At 39.3% G+C, this 18,830-nt stretch carries 19 protein-coding genes; 11 read left to right on the top strand and 8 right to left on the bottom strand.

Annotated features, from left to right (window positions below; all coding sequences use genetic code 11):
* The first annotated feature begins 10 nt into the window (after positions 1 to 10).
* The 7 genes from V2H77_RS21805 to V2H77_RS21835 all read left to right on the top strand — a co-directional run bounded on the left by V2H77_RS21805 (position 11) and on the right by V2H77_RS21835 (position 8,260).
* Entirely contained in the window at positions 11 to 1,099 is a 1,089-nt protein-coding gene (locus V2H77_RS21805; protein ID WP_341500449.1) for a glycosyltransferase family 4 protein, read from the top strand.
* A 5-nt stretch (positions 1,100 to 1,104) separates the two neighbouring features.
* A complete protein-coding gene (gene wecB, locus V2H77_RS21810; protein WP_341500450.1) occupies positions 1,105 to 2,175 on the top strand; it encodes a non-hydrolyzing UDP-N-acetylglucosamine 2-epimerase in 1,071 nt (356 codons plus the stop codon).
* A gap of 44 nt (positions 2,176 to 2,219) precedes the next feature.
* Positions 2,220 to 3,410: a glycosyltransferase family 4 protein gene (locus V2H77_RS21815; RefSeq protein ID WP_341500451.1), complete on the top strand. Its 1,191-nt coding sequence runs from the start codon at positions 2,220 to 2,222 to the stop codon at positions 3,408 to 3,410.
* A gap of 175 nt (positions 3,411 to 3,585) precedes the next feature.
* Positions 3,586 to 4,596 (top strand): glycosyltransferase family 2 protein, encoded by a 1,011-nt coding sequence (locus tag V2H77_RS21820; RefSeq protein ID WP_341500452.1) that lies wholly within the window; start codon positions 3,586 to 3,588, stop codon positions 4,594 to 4,596.
* Positions 4,597 to 4,606: 10 nt separating this feature from the next.
* Entirely contained in the window at positions 4,607 to 5,764 is a 1,158-nt protein-coding gene (locus V2H77_RS21825) for a DegT/DnrJ/EryC1/StrS family aminotransferase (protein WP_112877785.1), read from the top strand.
* Between the two features lie 3 nt (positions 5,765 to 5,767).
* Positions 5,768 to 6,376 (top strand): sugar transferase, encoded by a 609-nt coding sequence (locus tag V2H77_RS21830; protein WP_341500503.1) that lies wholly within the window; start codon positions 5,768 to 5,770, stop codon positions 6,374 to 6,376.
* A gap of 9 nt (positions 6,377 to 6,385) precedes the next feature.
* Positions 6,386 to 8,260 (top strand): polysaccharide biosynthesis protein, encoded by a 1,875-nt coding sequence (locus V2H77_RS21835; RefSeq protein ID WP_341500453.1) that lies wholly within the window; start codon positions 6,386 to 6,388, stop codon positions 8,258 to 8,260.
* Between the two features lie 267 nt (positions 8,261 to 8,527).
* Here V2H77_RS21835 and V2H77_RS21840 read toward each other — a convergent pair whose 3' ends face one another.
* The 4 genes from V2H77_RS21840 to V2H77_RS21855 all read right to left on the bottom strand — a co-directional run bounded on the left by V2H77_RS21840 (position 8,528) and on the right by V2H77_RS21855 (position 12,079).
* Complete coding sequence (locus V2H77_RS21840) at positions 8,528 to 9,085, bottom strand: Ail/Lom family outer membrane beta-barrel protein (RefSeq protein WP_341500454.1); 558 nt, start codon at positions 9,083 to 9,085, stop codon at positions 8,528 to 8,530.
* 410 nt (positions 9,086 to 9,495) lie between these two features.
* A complete protein-coding gene (locus tag V2H77_RS21845) occupies positions 9,496 to 9,897 on the bottom strand; it encodes an HVO_A0114 family putative DNA-binding protein (protein ID WP_265377598.1) in 402 nt (133 codons plus the stop codon).
* Positions 9,898 to 9,901: 4 nt separating this feature from the next.
* The gene (locus tag V2H77_RS21850; protein ID WP_341500455.1) at positions 9,902 to 10,267 is read right to left on the bottom strand and encodes a DUF6516 family protein; all 366 of its coding nucleotides are present in this window, start codon (positions 10,265 to 10,267) and stop codon (positions 9,902 to 9,904) included.
* A gap of 81 nt (positions 10,268 to 10,348) precedes the next feature.
* A complete protein-coding gene (locus V2H77_RS21855; protein ID WP_341500456.1) occupies positions 10,349 to 12,079 on the bottom strand; it encodes a SulP family inorganic anion transporter in 1,731 nt (576 codons plus the stop codon).
* A 224-nt stretch (positions 12,080 to 12,303) separates the two neighbouring features.
* Between V2H77_RS21855 and V2H77_RS21860 the strand changes: the two genes are divergently transcribed.
* Positions 12,304 to 12,840, top strand: a complete 537-nt coding sequence (locus tag V2H77_RS21860; protein WP_265377595.1) for a septation protein A — start codon at positions 12,304 to 12,306, stop codon at positions 12,838 to 12,840.
* A 77-nt stretch (positions 12,841 to 12,917) separates the two neighbouring features.
* Positions 12,918 to 13,349 (top strand): acyl-CoA thioester hydrolase YciA, encoded by a 432-nt coding sequence (gene yciA / locus V2H77_RS21865; protein ID WP_341500457.1) that lies wholly within the window; start codon positions 12,918 to 12,920, stop codon positions 13,347 to 13,349.
* Positions 13,350 to 13,545: 196 nt separating this feature from the next.
* On the opposite strand, the gene tonB is transcribed toward yciA, so the two are convergent.
* Complete coding sequence (gene tonB / locus V2H77_RS21870) at positions 13,546 to 14,226, bottom strand: TonB system transport protein TonB (protein ID WP_341500458.1); 681 nt, start codon at positions 14,224 to 14,226, stop codon at positions 13,546 to 13,548.
* 101 nt (positions 14,227 to 14,327) lie between these two features.
* Positions 14,328 to 14,510 carry a YciY family protein gene (locus tag V2H77_RS21875; protein WP_036805691.1) on the bottom strand — a complete coding sequence of 61 codons (183 nt, stop codon included), beginning with the start codon at positions 14,508 to 14,510 and terminating at the stop codon, positions 14,328 to 14,330.
* A 247-nt stretch (positions 14,511 to 14,757) separates the two neighbouring features.
* Here V2H77_RS21875 and cls point away from each other — a divergent pair, with 247 nt between their 5' ends.
* Together cls and V2H77_RS21885 are read left to right on the top strand one after the other, a co-directional pair.
* Positions 14,758 to 16,218 (top strand): cardiolipin synthase, encoded by a 1,461-nt coding sequence (gene cls / locus V2H77_RS21880; protein WP_341500459.1) that lies wholly within the window; start codon positions 14,758 to 14,760, stop codon positions 16,216 to 16,218.
* 112 nt (positions 16,219 to 16,330) lie between these two features.
* A complete protein-coding gene (locus V2H77_RS21885) occupies positions 16,331 to 16,660 on the top strand; it encodes an HI1450 family dsDNA-mimic protein (RefSeq protein WP_341500504.1) in 330 nt (109 codons plus the stop codon).
* A gap of 166 nt (positions 16,661 to 16,826) precedes the next feature.
* Here the strand turns inward: V2H77_RS21885 and oppF are convergent, their stop codons facing one another.
* Together oppF and V2H77_RS21895 are read right to left on the bottom strand one after the other, a co-directional pair.
* The gene (gene oppF, locus V2H77_RS21890) at positions 16,827 to 17,828 is read right to left on the bottom strand and encodes a murein tripeptide/oligopeptide ABC transporter ATP binding protein OppF (protein WP_088374229.1); all 1,002 of its coding nucleotides are present in this window, start codon (positions 17,826 to 17,828) and stop codon (positions 16,827 to 16,829) included.
* Complete coding sequence (locus V2H77_RS21895; protein WP_341500460.1) at positions 17,825 to 18,823, bottom strand: ABC transporter ATP-binding protein; 999 nt, start codon at positions 18,821 to 18,823, stop codon at positions 17,825 to 17,827. The genes oppF and V2H77_RS21895 overlap by 4 nt, the downstream gene beginning before the upstream one ends.
* Positions 18,824 to 18,830: the final 7 nt, after the last annotated feature.

An 18,830-nucleotide genomic window follows, 5' to 3' on the forward strand; every position in this document is an offset into this window, starting at 1 on the left:
AATCACACACATGACCTCGGTACATCCCCGTTTCGACACCCGTATTTTCCTAAAAGAATGTGCTGCCTTACAAAAAGAACATGAGGTCTCCCTTATTGTTGCAGATGATAAAGGTAATGAAATCAAGAATAACATTGCTATCATTGATGTCGGTATATTACCTGGTCGATTAAATAGAATCTTTAAAACAACCGATAAAGTTTATAAAAAAGCATTAGAATTAGATTCTGACTTATATCATTTCCATGATCCAGAACTCATCCCTATCGGCCTAAAACTGAAAAGGGAAGGTAAAATAGTTATTTTTGATTCCCATGAAGATGTCCCTAAACAAATTTTTGGCAAGCCCTATTTGAATAAATTGACTAAGATTATTATCTCTAAATTATTCGCTCTCTACGAGAAATATTCGACGCCTAAATTTGACGGCATTATTACGGCTACACCGTCAATAAGAGATAAATTCTTAAAACTCAATAACAACACCATAGACATTAATAACTATCCCATATTAGGTGAGTTGCATAATAAACATGCCAACTGGCACGAAAAAGAAAAACAAGTCTGCTATGTCGGCGGCATATCCGATATCAGAGGTATAGCCGAGATGGTTGAATCCCTCTCTCACCTCACGACAAATACAAAAATGAAATTAGCAGGCAATTTTTCAGATAACGCTCTAGAGAATAAAATAAAAAGCATGAAAAATTGGCCCAAAATAGATGCATTGGGATTTTTAAATCGCATAGAAACCAAAGAACTGTTATCTAAATCTATTGCGGGTATCGTTCTCTATCATCCACTCCCCAATCATATTGATGCCCAACCCAATAAAATATTCGAATATATGAGTGCAGGTATCCCTGTTATCGCGTCAAATTTCCCATTATGGAAAGAGATTGTTGTAAAAAACCACTGTGGCATTTGTATCGATCCATTAAACCCTAAGGAAATAGCAAATGCGATAGACTACCTATCAAATAATCCTGATATAGCAGAAGAAATGGGTAGTAATGGGCTTATCGCAGTCAATGAAAAATACAATTGGGATATTGAACAAAATAAACTTAACAACTTTTACCAACAAATTGGACGTTAATCGATATGAAAAAAATTATTACCGTATTAGGCGCCAGACCACAATTCATTAAAGCCAGCCCAGTGTCTCGCGCTTTAAAAAATCATAATAAATTTAAAGAGATTATCATTCATACCGGACAACATTTTGATACTAATATGTCTGATATATTTTTTAATGAATTAGCCATTCCCAAACCTGATTACACACTCAATATTCATGGCGGCTCGCACGGTGAAATGACCGGCAAGATGCTAATCGAAGTTGAAAAAGTACTTATCACAGAAAAGCCGGATGCCGTTATGGTATATGGTGATACAAACTCAACTTTAGCTGGCGCATTAGCCGCATCTAAATTACATATTCCCATTATCCATGTTGAAGCCGGTCTACGCAGTTTTAATATGCAGATGCCCGAAGAGATCAATAGAATATTAACCGATAATGTCAGCTCAATTCTCTTCTGCCCAACAGACGCCGCCGTCAATAATCTACAAGAAGAAGGCTTCAATTCAAAGCCGGTTCATATCAGAAAAGTCGGTGATGTAATGGAAGATGCGGCTTTATATTTCAGCCAAACAGCCAAAAAACCGGATGGGCTGGATTCGATACAAAACTTCATATTAACCACGCTCCACCGTGCTGAAAATACCGATAATCAGGCACGTTTAACTGAAATAGTGAACGCATTGAATGATATACACAGAAGAATTGCTACTGTTGTAATACCAATTCACCCAAGAACTAAAAAAATGTTAGCACAATACGGCTTGCATTTAGATGTCCATTTAATTGAGCCAGTGGGATATTTAGAGATGATCTGGTTACTCAAAAACACCGCCCTGATTATTACCGATAGCGGCGGACTGCAAAAAGAAGCTTTCTTCTTCCGCAAACCTTGTATCACCGTGAGGGATCAAACTGAATGGATAGAATTAATTACCGCAGGGGTCAACAAACTCTCAGAGGCTGACAGTCACAAAATAACCCAATCCGTTCATGACATGATGGGTATTGATATGGGCTCGGTTCAATCCATGTATGGTGGCGGTATCGCCGCGACACGCATTGCTGACGAATTAGAAAGATTACTATGAACATTGTCTATATAAACCATTATGCCGGTTCGCCGGACCTGGGTATGGAATTTCGTCCATATCATTTAGGGCAAGAATGGGTTAAATCGGGACATAATATTACCCTACTCGCAGCCTCTTATTCTCATGTGCGGACCAAACAACCTACACTGATAGACAATAAAAAAACCACCGAAAATATTAACGGATTAGAATATGTCTGGTATCCCACCCCGAGCTATAGCGGAAATGGATTATCCAGAATCAAAAATATTTTCTCTTTTTTGCGACAAATTTGGATTGATAGTCATAACTTAGTCAAAAAATATCGACCTGATGTTGTCATTGCTTCAAGTACATATCCGATGGATATATGGATTGCCAAGCGTCTTGCTAAGAAAGCTAATGCAAAACTGGTCTTTGAAATTCATGATTTATGGCCTCTTTCACCCATAGAATTAGGTGGAATGTCACCTAAAAATCCATTTATTCAATTATGTCAATTCGCTGAAAACTCGGCTTATAAATATGCTGATGTGGTTATCTCCATGCTTCCAAATGTACAGGAACACACGAAAGCACATGGATTAGACCTCAGCAAATTACATATTATTCCTAATGGCGTGGTTGTAGAGGATTGGGCAAGTGAATTTACTCCATTAGACAATTCACTAGAAGAACTTATTATAACTGAAAAAAATAAAGGCCATAAAATTGTATGCTATAGCGGAGCTCACGGACGCCCAAATGCGCTGGAAAAATTACTCAAAACGGCGTCATTGCTTCATGATAAACCGATGACATTCTTATTAGTCGGTACTGGCCTCGAAAAGGCTAACTTAATAAAGAAATCTCAATCACTAGGAACAAATAACATTATATTCTTTGATCCAATCCCCAAAACTCAAATACCCGCCTTACTCAATAAAATTGACATTGCTTATATAGGGCTACAAAAGCAATCATTATTCAGATTTGGCATCAGCCCGAATAAACTTATTGATTATATGATGGCAGGCAAACCCATTTTATGTGCAATTGATGCCGGTAACGATCCCGTTTCTGACGTGAATTGCGGTATCAGCGTTAAATCAGGCAAGCCAGAAGACATTGCTCAGGCCTTATTAAAACTCAGTAAGCTATCAACTGACAAATTAAACCAAATGGGGCAAAAAGGCAAAATTTACGCTTTAGAAAATCACACCTATTCCATACTGGCAGATAATTTCCTAAAGGCCATAATCAATCATGAATAATAAATTCCTCCTTTTTGCATTACCTGAAATTGGGCAATCTGAAATTGATGAAGTCATTGACTCACTTAAAACAGGATAGATAACCACCGGACCTAAAACCGGAGGATTTGAACAAAATATAGGAATTACATTTAAATAGCTATCATTACTATCCAAATAGAGTGATTATTCAACCATGATAAACATATCAGTTATTTGCCCTATATTAAATGAAGAAAAATATATAAAGGGGTGTATTGAATCACTTCTAAAACAAGATTACCCTATCGGGCAATTAGAAATTATTTTTATAGATGGTTATAGCTCAGATAATACTTTAAAGATAATTCAGAGTTACACTAAAAAGTATGGCTTCATAAAATTACTATACAACCCTGCGAAACATGTCCCTGCTGCTCTGAATATTGGTATAAAAAATTCATCAGGGGAATATATAGCCAGAATCGATGCTCATTCCAGCTATCCCAGTAACTATTTATCCAAACTATATAGTTTATCAAAAAAACTTGATGCTGATAATATAGGTGGAATTTTCAATACAAAACCATGTAATTCTACAACCATTGCCGATAATATTGCATATTCCTTAAGTAGTCGCTTTGGAATGGGTAACTCCTATTTTCGAATTAGCATTAATAATATAAAAAAAGTTGATACGGTACCTTTTGGGTTTTTCAAAAGAACAATATTCGATAAAATAGGGTTATTTGATGAGGATTTAATCAGAAACCAAGATGATGAATTTAACAATAGAATTATAAAGCATGGAGGTAATATATATCTTTCCCCAGATATTATTATTGATTATTACCCCAGAGACTCAATTAAAAAAATCTGTTCTATGTTTTACCAATACGGTTTATTTAAACCACTAGTCAATTTCAAATTGAAAAAAATAACATCATTTCGGCAATTAATACCACCAATTTTTGTCTTAGGGTTAATCCTAGGATTAATCCTCTCATTCATTAGTTCAATATTTTTATATCCATATATAGGTTGTATTTTTATTTATTTCTTATTAACTTTATTGGTAACAATAAAAGCCCATTTTAAAAATAAAAAAAACTATATTTTCTTACCATTAATATTTCTGTGCATACATTTATCTTATGGATCAGGGTATCTCATTGGAATAATGAAAATTATATTCAATAAGAAATTCCACGTAAAAAACAAAAGATAAGGATTATTACATGAACTCTTTTTTTCTCCCTTTCGCACTCCCAGAAATTGGTCAAGAAGAAATTAATGAAGTTATTGATTCACTTAAAACGGGTTGGATAACCACCGGACCTAAAACCAAAAGATTTGAACAAGATTTTGCCCAATATTTAGATTCTGATGTTGAGGCCATTGCGGTAAATTCAGCAACGGCGGGATTGCATTTAGCGCTGGAAGCCATAGGTATTAAGCCGGGTGATGAAGTTATCGTGCCTACCTATACCTTTACGGCTACCGCAGAAGTTGTCCGTTATCTGGGGGCTCATCCCATTTTTGTTGATTCCTTACCTGACAGCCTGAATATTGATCCAACAGCAATAGAAAAAGCAATAACTACCAAAACTAAAGCGATTATACCAGTACACTTTGCAGGTTTATCCTGTGATATGGATGCCATCATTGCAATCGCTAAAAAATTTAATCTACGAATAGTTGAGGATGCCGCCCACTCATTTCCGACTTTATACAAGGGAAAGAAAATTGGCACGCTAGACACTGATGTCACTGTATTCAGCTTTTACGCGAATAAAACCATGACGACAGCGGAAGGTGGCATGCTAGTCTCCAGAAATCCAAATATCATAAAAAGAGCAAAAACAATGCGTCTCCACGGCATTAGCAAAGACGCCTTTGATAGATATCAATCCAAAATACCTGCCTGGTATTACGAAGTGATTGAGCCAGGCTATAAATATAACATGCCAGATATTTGCGCATCCATTGGCATCCACCAACTACAGAAAATAGATACTTTTCATAAGAAAAGAGAGGAAATGGCTAAACTCTATGATAATGAATTAAAAGATCTGCCCATTACCTTACCCACGAAACCTAAAGAACCTAATAGCCAACACGCGTGGCACTTATATACCATTAGATTAAATGATGAAGTCAACATATCCAGAGATGACTTTATTATAAAAATGGCAGAAAAAAACATCGGCTGCTCTGTCCATTTTATTCCACTACATAAACAGCCTATATGGAAAAATACCTATTCTCTTAATGAAAACAACTTCCCAGTTGCAGAAGAAAATTTTAAAAGAATTGTATCCATTCCTTTATACACAAAAATGACAAAAGAAGACCAAATCTACGTTATCAAAACAATTAAAGAGATCTTGGCATAAATGATGACATATTATTTAGCGATAAAAAGGCTTTTTGATTTTATTTCGTCTCTCATTGGACTCATCCTATTACTCCCTATTTTAATCACTATTGCTATCTGGATAAAAATGGATTCGAAAGGACCCATTTTTTTCCGACAAAAACGAGTGGGCCAATATAATCAAGATTTTTATATTCACAAATTTAGGAGCATGACCACGGGATCAGAGCAAAAAGGACAACTTACTATTGGTCATGATCTCCGTATTACCAACTCTGGAAAATTTATACGCAAATATAAAATTGATGAATTAGCTCAACTAATTGATGTTATTCGAGGAAAAATGAGCTTAGTCGGGCCAAGACCTGAAGTGCCACAATTTATGGACAAATATCCAGATGATATCAGAAACAAAATATTATCGGTAAAACCCGGCATAACAGATTTGGCTTCCATTGAAATGATCGATGAAAACCAGATATTAAGCCAATATAAAGACCCTCATCAAGCTTATATCGACATTATTATGCCAATAAAAGCCAAGTATTACCTGGAATATATTGATAAAAAGTCATTTTTCTATGACCTGAAGATTATTTTTAAAACCATTTACAAAGTAGTTTTTAGGTAATTAACTATTATGAACAAGAGAATATTTTTCTACCAAGATAGACTAATAAAGACCATCGTTCTTCTGATTGTCGATATATTTATTATCATTATTTCATACTGGCTAAGCATGTGGTTACGCCTTGATAGAGAAGTGCCCATTTTCAGCTTACAACATTGGTTAACGATTATATTCACCATACCGTTCACGCTATTCATTTTCTTAAGAATTGGCTTTTATCGATCGATATTAAAATATGTCAACATGAGTATATTGAAATGGGCCATTATTGGTTCATTTCTATCTACTCTACTATTAACCGCAATTTCCTTATATCAACAAGCATTTTTGCCTAGAACCGTACCCATTATCTATTTTTCTTTCTTAGTGATCTCACTCTGCGGCACAAGATTTGTCTATAGAACGCTACGTAATTTAATAAAATATAAAGGCGCTCCGGTTATCATATATGGAGCAGGAGAATCTGGCCGGCAACTCTTACCTATATTAAGAGAACATAGAGAATTCAACCCAATTGCTTTTGTTGATGATAATCATAAATTACATCATTTATCGATTCATGGGGTTTATGTCTTCCCGCCAGAGAAGATAACGATTTTAGTAGAAAAATATCATATAAAGAAAATATTATTAGCCATACCCAGTGCATCAATATCTAATAGAAAAAAAATACTAGAAAAACTGCAAAAAGAACATTGTGAAATCCTCACCATTCCAAGCTTCAATGATCTGGTTGAAGGCAAAGCGCAAATAAACTCACTGAAACGCGTTTCCATTAATGATCTATTAGGAAGAGAACAAGTTGATCCATTACAAAGCCTACTCAATAAAAACATCAAAAACAAAAATGTTCTTATTACCGGTGCCGGCGGTTCAATCGGATCAGAGTTATGCCGACAAATCATCACTCAATCTCCCTCTCAGATAATCCTATTTGAATTAACCGAATATTGCCTTTATTCAATAGAAAAAGAGTTACAAAAGATAAATTCAGATAGAGATCTGAATATAACCATTACTGCAATTTTAGGCGACATAAAAGATTCAGACAAAATAAATAGAATAATCCATAAATTTAACATTAATACCATATACCACGCGGCGGCATATAAACACGTTCCATTGGTAGAAATGAATACCATAGAGGGCATTAATAACAATATCTTTGGCACCCTCTCACTTGCCAAAGCAGCAATTAACCAAAAAGTTGAAAAATTTGTATTAATCTCTACCGACAAAGCCGTCCGCCCGACAAATACAATGGGCGCGACAAAAAGATTTGCTGAACTGATATTACAAGCCTTTGCTAAAGAGAACAGCCACACAAAATTCTCAATGGTTCGCTTTGGCAACGTCCTTGGTTCATCCGGTTCCGTTGTTCCCCTGTTCGAAAAACAGATAAAAAGTGGTGGACCGATAACCCTCACCCACAAAGAAATTACCCGTTACTTCATGACGATCCCAGAAGCCGCCCAATTAGTCATCCAGGCAGGAGCACTGGGCAATAATGGCGATGTTTTTGTTCTGGATATGGGAGAATCAGTAAAAATTTATGATCTTGCCCGAAAAATGATCCACCTTTCCGGACTGACAGCGAAAGATGAAACCAATCCTCATGGCGATATCGAAATTAAAATTACCGGATTAAGGCCCGGTGAAAAACTTTATGAAGAGTTATTAATTGGTGATAACGTTTCTGGCACCAATCACCCAAGAATAATGACAGCTAATGAAGTTTTTCTGACTTGGGATAAATTAAATCCGTTATTAAATGATCTAAAAACATCTTGTGAAAACTACGATTTTGAGAATATTAGGAAGATCCTCATCAATGCTCCTATTGATTTTCATCCTAAAGATTACATCTACGATCTTCTAAAATAATATCTATACCCTTCATCTTTCAAGCTGCTGCTTTGTTGGCTGCTTTCACTCACCCCAGTCACATAGTTATCTATGCTCCTGGGGATTCGTTCACTTGCCGCCGCGCTGCAACTCGAAATCTATTGGGTATAAATCAACCATCTAACAAGCTAACAGAGAGTTGGTGCTAACATTAATTTATTATTTTCAGTCATTTAATGGGATTTCTCAAATCACAAAAGTTGGACTGAATTCCCTTTAAAGGAACGACTACATTGGAAACACTATTTAGAATCGATAGCCAGCACCAATTACCCAAGTGCCTACTTTGACATCATCCAGTTTTGAATATTCATACGATGCATCAATAACCCAATTTGGCATAGGGTTAAACTGCAATCCTAGACCATAAGCAACAGATGTCTTACTCCATTTATAATCATAATCATAGTCATAGGCAACGCCAAACGCAGAAGTTTTACCCTTTACCTTCCCATGTGCAGCACCAACCAGACCGTATACACTCACGTACTCATTAAAGCGGTATGTAGGGCCAACCATCAGAGAATAATAATCTAAATCACTAGTACCAACTTTTCCGCCATAATCGTAGAGATCATAACCCTGATGTGTCAGGGTGAATGAGCCAATAACACCAAAATTATTATCCAGCTCATAGCGATATTTCAGGTTAAAGCCTTTTGGGTTTTCATCAAGCTTTTCACCATCGGCCTTCACATGACTCTGAGCATAACCACCCGAAATCGAACTTTCTCCAGCATTTGCTGCAAATGCGAATACAGATAAACCAACTGCCACTGCTGAGGCTATCAATGCCTTTTTCATTGGAACGTCCTAAATAGTTATTGTACAAGTAATAATGATTTTGCTTTGTTAAAATATACTTATCAAAAAACAAAATGTAACGTGGTATTAAATACTTAATGCCTCAATCACATTGTTTTTTAACAGGAAATCTTAAAATAAAGCAGGTATTTAGGATCTGATATCTCAAATTAATAGAAAAGTAACGGTCAATAATCACACAAACGAAAATTAAGAACTATTTTTCCAAATATAATTTCATATATGATTACTTTATTTATCGTATTCATCTGCTAATCCCAATAATTCTCTTACAAATGAATCATAGCTTAATAATCGTCCAATCAGACCTCACAGCGATAAAACTATGAGGCTGAAAGTCATAAATAAGTTTGCGTTGTATTAACTTACATCGTATTAAATTTGCTATTTCAAGCTGCTATATTTTTAGCCCCACAAGATGACATAACCCTTTCACTGATTTCTTGCTCAATTTTTATTTCAAAATCAGTAAACAGCGCCTTTGGTTTTACACTTCTATTACTTTTTTCAAGCGTTACAAAACCGTGGCGGCTAAGCGTCTTTAATGTGACTGACAGGTTACTTGGTTTCCTTCCTGATAAATTAGCCAGCTCCGCAATTGTCTCTGGTTTGTGCTCATTTATAAGACGCAGAAGCGCAATATTATCACTGCTAAGTACTTGAGCAAGAGCAATCATGGAAGTAAACCAAATTTTAGGCTCATCAGGTTGAACAACATACTCACCTTTAATGATAGCCAATGTGCGCTTGCGTATAAGTTCTTCATTCATCACGCCAATGAGTGCTTTCATCGTATTACCCTCTTTTTTCGCGTTCAGCGATAATTTCATCAATTTTAGTAAAGAAATCCTCAATTAACTGATATGCAGAAGTAAATTCATACGGAACACCCTTATCTATAGAGTTTCTGTGAACATGGTCATACACCAATCGTCCTCGATACTGACTTCTCTTTGGTGGAGTAATTGCGTGTGCATTATCCATGCCAAATACTCGCGTGTTGTATTTGTCATGTAGCGTTAAGTTATAACGAATACCATGTGGAATGAAATTCGTTGGCTTAACTGTCCATACTTCAATTTTCCACCAATAACCATCATCCCGATAGACCCTCTGACCATGCAACCCAAGTAAGACGTCCAAACCTGAATCAGATTGCATGACTAAAACCTCCTTGTTTGTTATGATCTAATCATATGTTTTTATTCAACGAACTTCAAGCTAACAACCAACTGTAAATTATTATCTTTTAATGTAATTAGAGTACCATTCAGGCTTACTTTGGATCATTCGTACTGCAAAATAGAGATCGGGCGCCACAATCAGATCGTCATCGCTACTTTGTAGTTTATTCTGTTTTATCCAACGGGTAAGCTCCGTCCGGCGACCGGCAAGCACCAATGTGACATCTCTTACTTTTAATTCTCTAATCAACTCATCAATAGCGGCAAATACACTAACATCATCATGGGTAAAGCTCACAGCCGCATCGACAACCAGCCAACCCGGACGTTTTTGCGTTTTGTTAAGTTTTTGAATTCTGTCAACATGCTGTAACACCCGTTTTTTAAAATAGCTGACATTGAAATAAGTCAATGGTGAATTAAATCGATACATCATCACACCATCTATTGGTTTAATATCATTGCCATGATTAATTGAATGAATCATTCCTTGGTCATTCACCCCTAAGAACTGGTCTGTCGGGCGAAATATAATTCGCAAAAACTGCAATAAACCAAGCAGAACGGCGAGACCAACACCGTTAATCAAACCAACTACCAGCACGGCAATAAATGTAAATAGCGATAAAGTAAATGCCTGATGATTTCTTTTCCTCAGCGACCAGATCCGCCGTAAATCCAACAGTGACGATGCCGAATAAATCAACACCACACCAAGTGATGACAACGGGATATAGGCCAGGAAACTGGTCATAAATAACAAAACCAATAAAATAATGGTCGCTGCGATAACAGAGACCAATTGCGTTTTCCCACCAATCGCATCATTAACCGCAGTGCGACTGCTGGCAGCACTAACAGCAAATCCTTGGGATAAAGCAGAAGCGATGTTCGCAATGCCTAAGGCTCTAAGTTCACAATCTGCATCAACCTGATAACCGTTTTTACTGGCAAAGCTACGGGCCGTCATCATAAAACTGACAAAACTGATAACAGCAAGGTTCAGAGATGGGATAACAAGCTCACGCATAATGCCTGGCTGGAAATCGGGCATTGGCACAATAGGCAATCCCCCGCCGCTGACACTACCAACAATCTGAATGCCATATTTTTCCAGACCAAATTGCCAGCTTACGTAAGTCGCTAATACCATTGCCAACAAAGGCCCCGGCCAAGTCGGACGCAAGAAACGCACAGCGAGCAAAATCAACACCGTAGCAACAGACATTGCTAACGTCGGTAAATGCGTATCCATAAGTTTGGCAGGTAATGCGATCACTCGTTCAATCAATCCCTCTGGGACACCAGCAAAGCCAAAGACTTTAGCCAACTGATCGACAATGATTGTCAACGCAACGCCGTTCATTAATCCTTTTAAGATCGGTTTGGAAAGAAAATCAGCAAATGCGCCTAATCGGAAGTGGCTGGCGAGAACACACCATATCCCGGTCATTAAAGTCATTACAATCGTAAGCTGCCAGCGTACATCTTCATTATCAAACACCAATGGCGCGACAGCCGCTGCAATAACGGCACACGTTGCTGCATCTGGCCCGACAATCAACTGCCTTGAGGTACCAAATAATGCATAAGCGAACATGGGTAAAATACATGCATAAAGACCGATAATCGCACTTATTCCCATCAATTCGGCGTAAGCAATAGCAACCGGCAGAGCAACTGCGGCGACAGAAAGCCCGGCCCTTAAATCATGACTCAACCACTCTTTGCGATAATGAGAGAAATTGCCTAACCCTGGCATCCAACGCTGTAGTTTTTTCCACTGCATTTGGTTTATGCCCTCTTATTTTTCAACGGGTTTTAGCTATAATGCTGCGTTATATGTCCACTGACAACCGGAAGTTAATTACGCCGCTCTTTATGATAGAATTATGCGAAACCGATCGATAAAAACCTTTTTTATTGAGAGATAAAGCTATGCCGTTGCTGCCAGTCCGTTCAATTACTAAAATCGGATGATAATCAAATGCCGGAATTACGATAGGTTCAAATATGAAACAACTTTTAGACTTTCTACCTTTAGTCGTCTTTTTTGTCGTATACAAAATGTATGATATTTTCTACGCTTCTGGAGCGCTGATCGCCGCTACCGGTTTAGCTGTCGCTATTACTTATTTCATTTACCGGAAAGTAGAGAAATCCTCGCTGATTACTTTTATCATGGTGGCTGTTTTCGGTACTCTAACTTTAGCTTTCCACAGTGATCTATTTATCAAATGGAAAGTGACAGTAATCTATGGGTTATTCGCATTAGCCTTGCTAGGCAGCCAATGGTTTATGAAAAAACCACTGATTCAGAAAATGCTAGGAAAAGAGTTAGTTTTACCCGATTTTGTCTGGAACAAACTCAATATGGCGTGGGCTCTGTTTTTTATCGCCTGTGCATTGGCTAATATTTATGTCGCGTTTTGGTTACCACAAGATGTCTGGGTTAATTTTAAAGTATTTGGTCTGACAGCCCTGACTCTGGTTTTCACCGTGCTCAGTGTAGTATATATTTACCGTCACCTGCCACGCGAACAGAAGTAACCCCATTCAAATGGATACCTGCCTGCTATCGCCTGTAGGCAGGTATTGTTTTTTCATCAAATAAAGTAAAGTTTTCAATGACACAACAACAATTACCTAACGGAGAGTTAGTCCTCCGCACACTGGCTATGCCCGCTGATACCAACGCCAATGGAGATATTTTTGGTGGATGGTTAATGTCACAAATGGATATTGGCGGGGCAATTCTGGCAAAAGAAATTGCGGAAGGCCGTGTTGTCACTGTCAGAGTAGATGGCATTACTTTCCTGAAACCTGTCGCCGTTGGTGATGTCGTATGCTGCTATGCACATTGTCTCAAAACTGGTAACAGTTCAATTACCATCAACATCGAAGTCTGGGTGAAGAAAGTCGCCTCTGAACCTGTCGGTCAACGCTATCGCGCAACCGAAGCGGTATTCACTTATGTTGCCGTTAATGAAGATAATACCTCCCGTCGATTGCCAGAAGGCAAAACTCAGTTTCAACTCGCTAGCAGTACTCGCGAATAAGGCTATACCCTATGGATTTCAAGATGCATCGCGACGGCAAGGGAGAGAATCCCCGGGAGCATAGCGAACTATGTGACCGGGGTGAGCGAGTGCAGCCAACAAAGAGGCAACTTGAAAGATAACGGGTATAATTATTAATGGAAAAAGGAGCGGGTATGTCAATAACGCTCCTTTTTTATTTGCATTTCCCCGACAATCAGGATTGAGATATACCCGTAATTTTGAATTCGACGGTTGTGATATAACCAACCGCAGGTATTTTTTCAAAGCGCCATTTTCTCATCGCTTTTTTCACCTCCCTTTCAAAAACATTGGGGGGATTAGCGCCAACGACTTCTATATTTTTTACCCGTCCATCTTCATCAATATCATATTTGACTTTCACATAGCCCTCGGTACCCAATGCTGAAGCTCTGGATGGGTAGATAGGTAACGCTTTACTTAATGCCCTTGGCCCATTCTGCGGTTTAACCACCGGTTTATTCTGATTATTATCAGTACGGTTAGCCAGCGCATTCTGATTAAACTGCGGTTTTTCCGGTTGTTCAGCTCTCTTTTCAACGGGTTCAGATTGCTTTTTAACAACCTTCTTCTTCACTTCTGGTTTCAGCTTCTTCACCTCTGGTTTTGGAATTACCGGCTCCGGAACAGGTTCCGGCTCTTCTGGCTCTGACTCAGGTTCAGGCGCTGCCGGTTCCGAAACTGGGGCTTCTTCGGCAGCTAATTGAATCATAGCGACAGACATAAGCGCAGCATCAGGCTGTTTTTCCGATATTGAAGAACAAAAAAGGGCGGCAGCAACAGAAATGTGTAAACAAACTGACAACAATATTGGCCAATGTATCCATCGCATAAGGGAATTCTTGATTAGCAGCATAATATCAATCCTCGAATGACTGCTAGTTTAAATGCAAATAGCAATCATATTCAATAAAGATTGTAGGTGAGCGTGAATATAAGGCCAAAAATATTATTTCTTCAATGTATCCATTCGCCATGCTGGACAAACAATAAAGCTCGACGCTGTTTATAACCATTTAATTTACGTAGTGAATAGATACGCAAATTACGTCTTGATTGCCCTTCCAGCCAACGGCGGCGGCGATTAAAATTCTGGCGTAACATACGCCACCGTCCTACTTCGTTCCGGCTACGTTTCATAAAACCCTACCTATAAAAACATCACGCTCATTATAAGCCTTTAAAAAAGATATCCAAGGCGTATCTGGATAGTACTTTTTATATCAATAATGCGAAATGACCAATATCAAGTATGATGCTTGCAGTATATTTGCTAATTTTTTGGTAAATTCATCGGGTTAATTAGATCGTTTATATCTCGTGTCTTGAGGAAACCATGTTAAACGCCACCAAAGATGTCTGAACAAAACAGGATTGATTGCCGAATATGACAACCTTTTATTCCGTCCTAAGTTGGCTTGCTATTTTCTTTTATTGGCTGATTGTTGCCAGTATCACCTTACGCATTCTGATAAAACGCCGGCCTGTCACCTCTGCTATGACCTGGCTGTTGATTATTTATATCCTTCCCTTAGTTGGAATCATCGCTTACCTGTCATTTGGTGAGCTACATTTGGGAAAACGCAGAGTTGAACAAGCAAAAGCCATGTGGCCTTCAACAACCATATGGCTTGAAGAATTGCGTAAATCTCGTCATATCTTCGCCACGGAAAATAGCGAAGTCGCAACACCTCTATTCCAGCTTTGCGAACGACGGCAAGGGCTTGCAGGCGTTAAGGGTAACAAGATCCAATTACTGACAACCTACGACCATTCACTAAAAACCATCATCAAAGATATTGAGAATGCTAAGCACAGCATTGATATGGTGTTTTACATCTGGCAAGCCGGCGGCTTGGTTGAGCAAGTGACCGATGCTCTTATGGCCGCAGCGCACCGAGGAGTCAGATGCCGTATTATGGTGGATTCAGCCGGTAGCTGGTTATATTGCCGTAGCCAATACCCAGATATCATGCGCCAGGCGGGAATTGAATTTGTTGAAGCTTTGCAAGTCAATATATTCCGTCTATTTCTACGCCGAATGGATCTGCGGCAACATCGTAAAATTATCTTGATAGATGATTATATTTCTTATGCCGGCAGTATGAACATGGTAGATCCACGCTTCTTTAAACAAGATGCCGGCGTTGGGCAATGGATCGATATCATGGTGAGAATGGAAGGGCCGGTTACCACGACTATGGGGGTTATTTACGCTTGTGACTGGGAAATGGAAACAGGTCAACGCATCTTTCCGCCATCGCCAGATACCAATATCATGCCGTTTGAACAGGCCAGTGGGCACACAACTCAGGTTATTGCATCTGGTCCCGGATTCCCTGAAGAATTGATTCAACAATCTTTAATGACGGCTATTTTCTCTGCCCGTAAGCAACTGATTTTAACTACCCCTTATTTTGTTCCCAGTGATGACCTGATAAATGCTATTTGCACCGCAGCCCTACGAGGAGTTGAAGTTATTATTATCGTTCCACGCAGAAATAATTTCTTCTTAGTTCGTTGGGCAAGCCGGGCATTTTTTGCTGAACTGTTAAATGCCGGTGTTAAGATTTATCAGTTTGAAGATGGCTTGCTACATACCAAAAGCGTTTTAGTTGATGGTCAACTCAGCATGGTGGGTTCAGTTAATCTCGATATGCGTAGCCTGTGGCTAAATTTTGAAATTACCGTGGTTATTGATGATGAAAACTTTGGTAATGATCTGACGCTGGTGCAATATGATTATATAGCCCATTCCACATTGCTGGAGAGCAATGAATGGGAACAACGCCCTTTGTGGCATCGGATTATTGAGCGTATTTGTTACTTCTTTAGCCCGCTATTGTGACCAATACCCTCGTCTTGTAAAGACGGGGGTACCAATCAACGCTTCAACATGCTTTAATTCCTTCATCATGACCCACGAATAAATCAATATGGACAACAGATCCTCACCAGCTATGGATTTAGACCTCAATAACCGAATGACAGAAGACGAAACCCTTGAGAAAGCCTATGACATCTTTCTCGAACTGGCTTCGTCCAACCTTGATCCCGCTGATATTCTGCTATTTAGCTTACAATTCGAAATACGTGGCGGCGCAGAATTACTGCCCCCTTCTGATGAGTGGCTTGAACACGTGGATTTCAATCCAGACCCCGATTTTTTTGCCGAAGTCATTATCGGGCTAGCAGAAGCTGAGGATGCTGAGATCAACGATGTTTTTGCTCGCATTCTTATTTGCCGGGAAAAATCTCACCCGATTTACCATATTTTGTGGAAAGATTGAAAAATTAAAGTCAGTGATTTTAATCTGCTCTTTTCCTCTTCAAAGAGTGAGAGCTACCCGTTTTGATTCAGGTCTGAATCCTGATACAAAACCCAAAAAGTAACTCTCACATTTAATGTCTTATAAAACTCCGCAATAACTACAACCTTAACTATAATAACCTTAACTACAATGGATCAACCTTCAAACAAGACACAGCATGGCGAAAACTTCCTTCCATCAATGGTCGTGTTTTAGCGCATTCAGGATCTGCCATTGGGCAACGTGTACGAAAAACGCACCCTGATGGCGGATTGATCGGTGACGGTAATTCGCCTTCCAATAATTCAATGTGTTTATTTTGTTCTTTATCTGGATCAGGCACCGGCACTGCTGACATCAACGCCTTGGTATAAGGGTGTTGTGGATTATGATAAACCTCATCATAAGTGCCCAATTCCACCGCATGCCCGAGATACATCACCAATACACGGTCAGATATGTGCTTAACCACCGCCAAATCATGGGCGATAAAAATTAGCGACAGCCCCATTTCCCGCTGTAATTCCTGCAACAGGTTCACTACCTGAGCCTGAATAGATACATCAAGTGCAGATACCGGTTCATCACAAATCACCAACTTAGGTTCAAGAATAAGCGCCCGGGCAATCCCGATACGTTGGCACTGACCACCGGAGAATTCATGCGGGTAGCGGTTAATCAGATTCGGCAGTAATCCAACCTTCATCATCATGGTTTTTACCCGCTCTTTAATTTCTGGCCCTTTCATCTTTGGATGATAGGTGCGCAATGGCTCAGCGATAATATCGCCAATCGTCATTCGCGGGTTTAAGGATGCTAATGGATCTTGGAATATCATCTGGATATCACTACGAATATCCTGCCACTGCTTATCATTCATATCCAGCAGGCTTTTTCCCAACCACGTTACCGAACCCCCGGAAGATTTGACCAATCCGATAATTGCACGAGCAAAAGTCGATTTACCGCAACCGGATTCGCCAACCACACCAAGCGTTTCCCCTTCGTATAACCTTAATGTGACGCCATCAACCGCTTTCAAGGTCTTTGTTGGTTGCCAAAACCACTGTTTGCCATCTTTGATATCAAAGTGAACTTTCAAATCTGCTACTTCTAGCAGCACACGTCTTTCTTCAATCGGACTCATACCAATTCCCCCGGCGCTTTAAAACAAGCTCGCAAACGTCCGTTGCCAAATATCTCCAATCCTGGCTCACAATTTACACAACGATCTACTGAAAACTGGCAGCGTGGCTGGAACGGACATCCTTTCGGCAACCGTAATAAGTTGGGCGGATTTCCGGGAATGGTCGTCAGTGACTCTTCATCACCATCAAGACGCGGAACAGCATTAAGTAAGCCAATAGAGTAAGGATGGGTTGGTTGATAAAACACTTCACGGGCCGAGCCATATTCCATCGTTCTCCCCGCGTACATCACCAACACTTTGTCACAAATACCTGCAACTACACCCAAGTCGTGAGTAATCATAATAATCGCAGTGTTAAACTCTCGTTTCAGCTCATTCAGTAGCGTCATAATTTGAGCCTGAACCGTGACATCAAGTGCGGTTGTCGGTTCATCAGCAATCAACAATTTCGGCCGACATAACAACGCCATAGCGATCATCACACGCTGACGCATGCCACCAGAAAATTCATGAGGATACATCCCCATACGCTTACGCGCTTCCGGCATTTTGACCGCATCCAACATTCGAATCGATTCGAAGTGTGCTTCATTTTTACTCATATGCTTATGCAACATCAATACTTCTGTAAGTTGATCGCCAATACGCATATAGGGATTGAGAGATGTCATTGGGTCCTGAAATATCATCGATATCTCTTCCGCTCTCATGCGGTTAAGCTCTTTCTCTTTAAGGTTAAGAATTTCCCTGCCATTAAAAATAGCGGAACCGCCGATTGTGCCGTTTCTGGCAAGCAGCCCCATCAAAGCGAAAGCGGTTTGTGATTTGCCAGAACCAGACTCCCCTACAATTCCCAGAGTTTCCCCCGCCCGTAAATCAAAATTCAGCTTATTCACCGCGGTAACATCCCCGTCAGGGGTGCTAAAAGTCACGTCCAATTCTTTAACAATTAACAACGGCTCAGAACTTTTCTGGTTTTTAACGCTGTCCATGTTACCT

Source organism: Photorhabdus sp. P32, from assembly GCF_038085095.1.
Lineage (GTDB): Bacteria > Pseudomonadota > Gammaproteobacteria > Enterobacterales > Enterobacteriaceae > Photorhabdus > Photorhabdus luminescens.

What these genes read in the sequence shown, in the direction of transcription:
- V2H77_RS21895 (WP_341500460.1), bottom strand. Translation starts at nt 18,823, where the DNA reads ATGGACAGCGTTAAAAACCAGAAAAGTTCTGAGCCGTTGTTAATTGTT.
- V2H77_RS21855 (WP_341500456.1), bottom strand. Translation starts at nt 12,079, where the DNA reads ATGCAGTGGAAAAAACTACAGCGTTGGATGCCAGGGTTAGGCAATTTC.
- V2H77_RS21840 (WP_341500454.1), bottom strand. Translation starts at nt 9,085, where the DNA reads ATGAAAAAGGCATTGATAGCCTCAGCAGTGGCAGTTGGTTTATCTGTA.
- V2H77_RS21825 (WP_112877785.1), top strand. Translation starts at nt 4,607, where the DNA reads ATGAACTCTTTTTTTCTCCCTTTCGCACTCCCAGAAATTGGTCAAGAA.
- tonB (WP_341500458.1), bottom strand. Translation starts at nt 14,226, where the DNA reads ATGCTGCTAATCAAGAATTCCCTTATGCGATGGATACATTGGCCAATA.
- yciA (WP_341500457.1), top strand. Translation starts at nt 12,918, where the DNA reads ATGACACAACAACAATTACCTAACGGAGAGTTAGTCCTCCGCACACTG.
- V2H77_RS21830 (WP_341500503.1), top strand. Translation starts at nt 5,768, where the DNA reads ATGACATATTATTTAGCGATAAAAAGGCTTTTTGATTTTATTTCGTCT.
- V2H77_RS21805 (WP_341500449.1), top strand. Translation starts at nt 11, where the DNA reads ATGACCTCGGTACATCCCCGTTTCGACACCCGTATTTTCCTAAAAGAA.
- wecB (WP_341500450.1), top strand. Translation starts at nt 1,105, where the DNA reads ATGAAAAAAATTATTACCGTATTAGGCGCCAGACCACAATTCATTAAA.
- V2H77_RS21860 (WP_265377595.1), top strand. Translation starts at nt 12,304, where the DNA reads ATGAAACAACTTTTAGACTTTCTACCTTTAGTCGTCTTTTTTGTCGTA.
- cls (WP_341500459.1), top strand. Translation starts at nt 14,758, where the DNA reads ATGACAACCTTTTATTCCGTCCTAAGTTGGCTTGCTATTTTCTTTTAT.
- V2H77_RS21845 (WP_265377598.1), bottom strand. Translation starts at nt 9,897, where the DNA reads ATGAAAGCACTCATTGGCGTGATGAATGAAGAACTTATACGCAAGCGC.
- V2H77_RS21885 (WP_341500504.1), top strand. Translation starts at nt 16,331, where the DNA reads ATGGATTTAGACCTCAATAACCGAATGACAGAAGACGAAACCCTTGAG.
- V2H77_RS21835 (WP_341500453.1), top strand. Translation starts at nt 6,386, where the DNA reads ATGAACAAGAGAATATTTTTCTACCAAGATAGACTAATAAAGACCATC.
- oppF (WP_088374229.1), bottom strand. Translation starts at nt 17,828, where the DNA reads ATGAGTCCGATTGAAGAAAGACGTGTGCTGCTAGAAGTAGCAGATTTG.
- V2H77_RS21820 (WP_341500452.1), top strand. Translation starts at nt 3,586, where the DNA reads ATGATAAACATATCAGTTATTTGCCCTATATTAAATGAAGAAAAATAT.
- V2H77_RS21875 (WP_036805691.1), bottom strand. Translation starts at nt 14,510, where the DNA reads ATGAAACGTAGCCGGAACGAAGTAGGACGGTGGCGTATGTTACGCCAG.
- V2H77_RS21850 (WP_341500455.1), bottom strand. Translation starts at nt 10,267, where the DNA reads ATGCAATCTGATTCAGGTTTGGACGTCTTACTTGGGTTGCATGGTCAG.
- V2H77_RS21815 (WP_341500451.1), top strand. Translation starts at nt 2,220, where the DNA reads ATGGAATTTCGTCCATATCATTTAGGGCAAGAATGGGTTAAATCGGGA.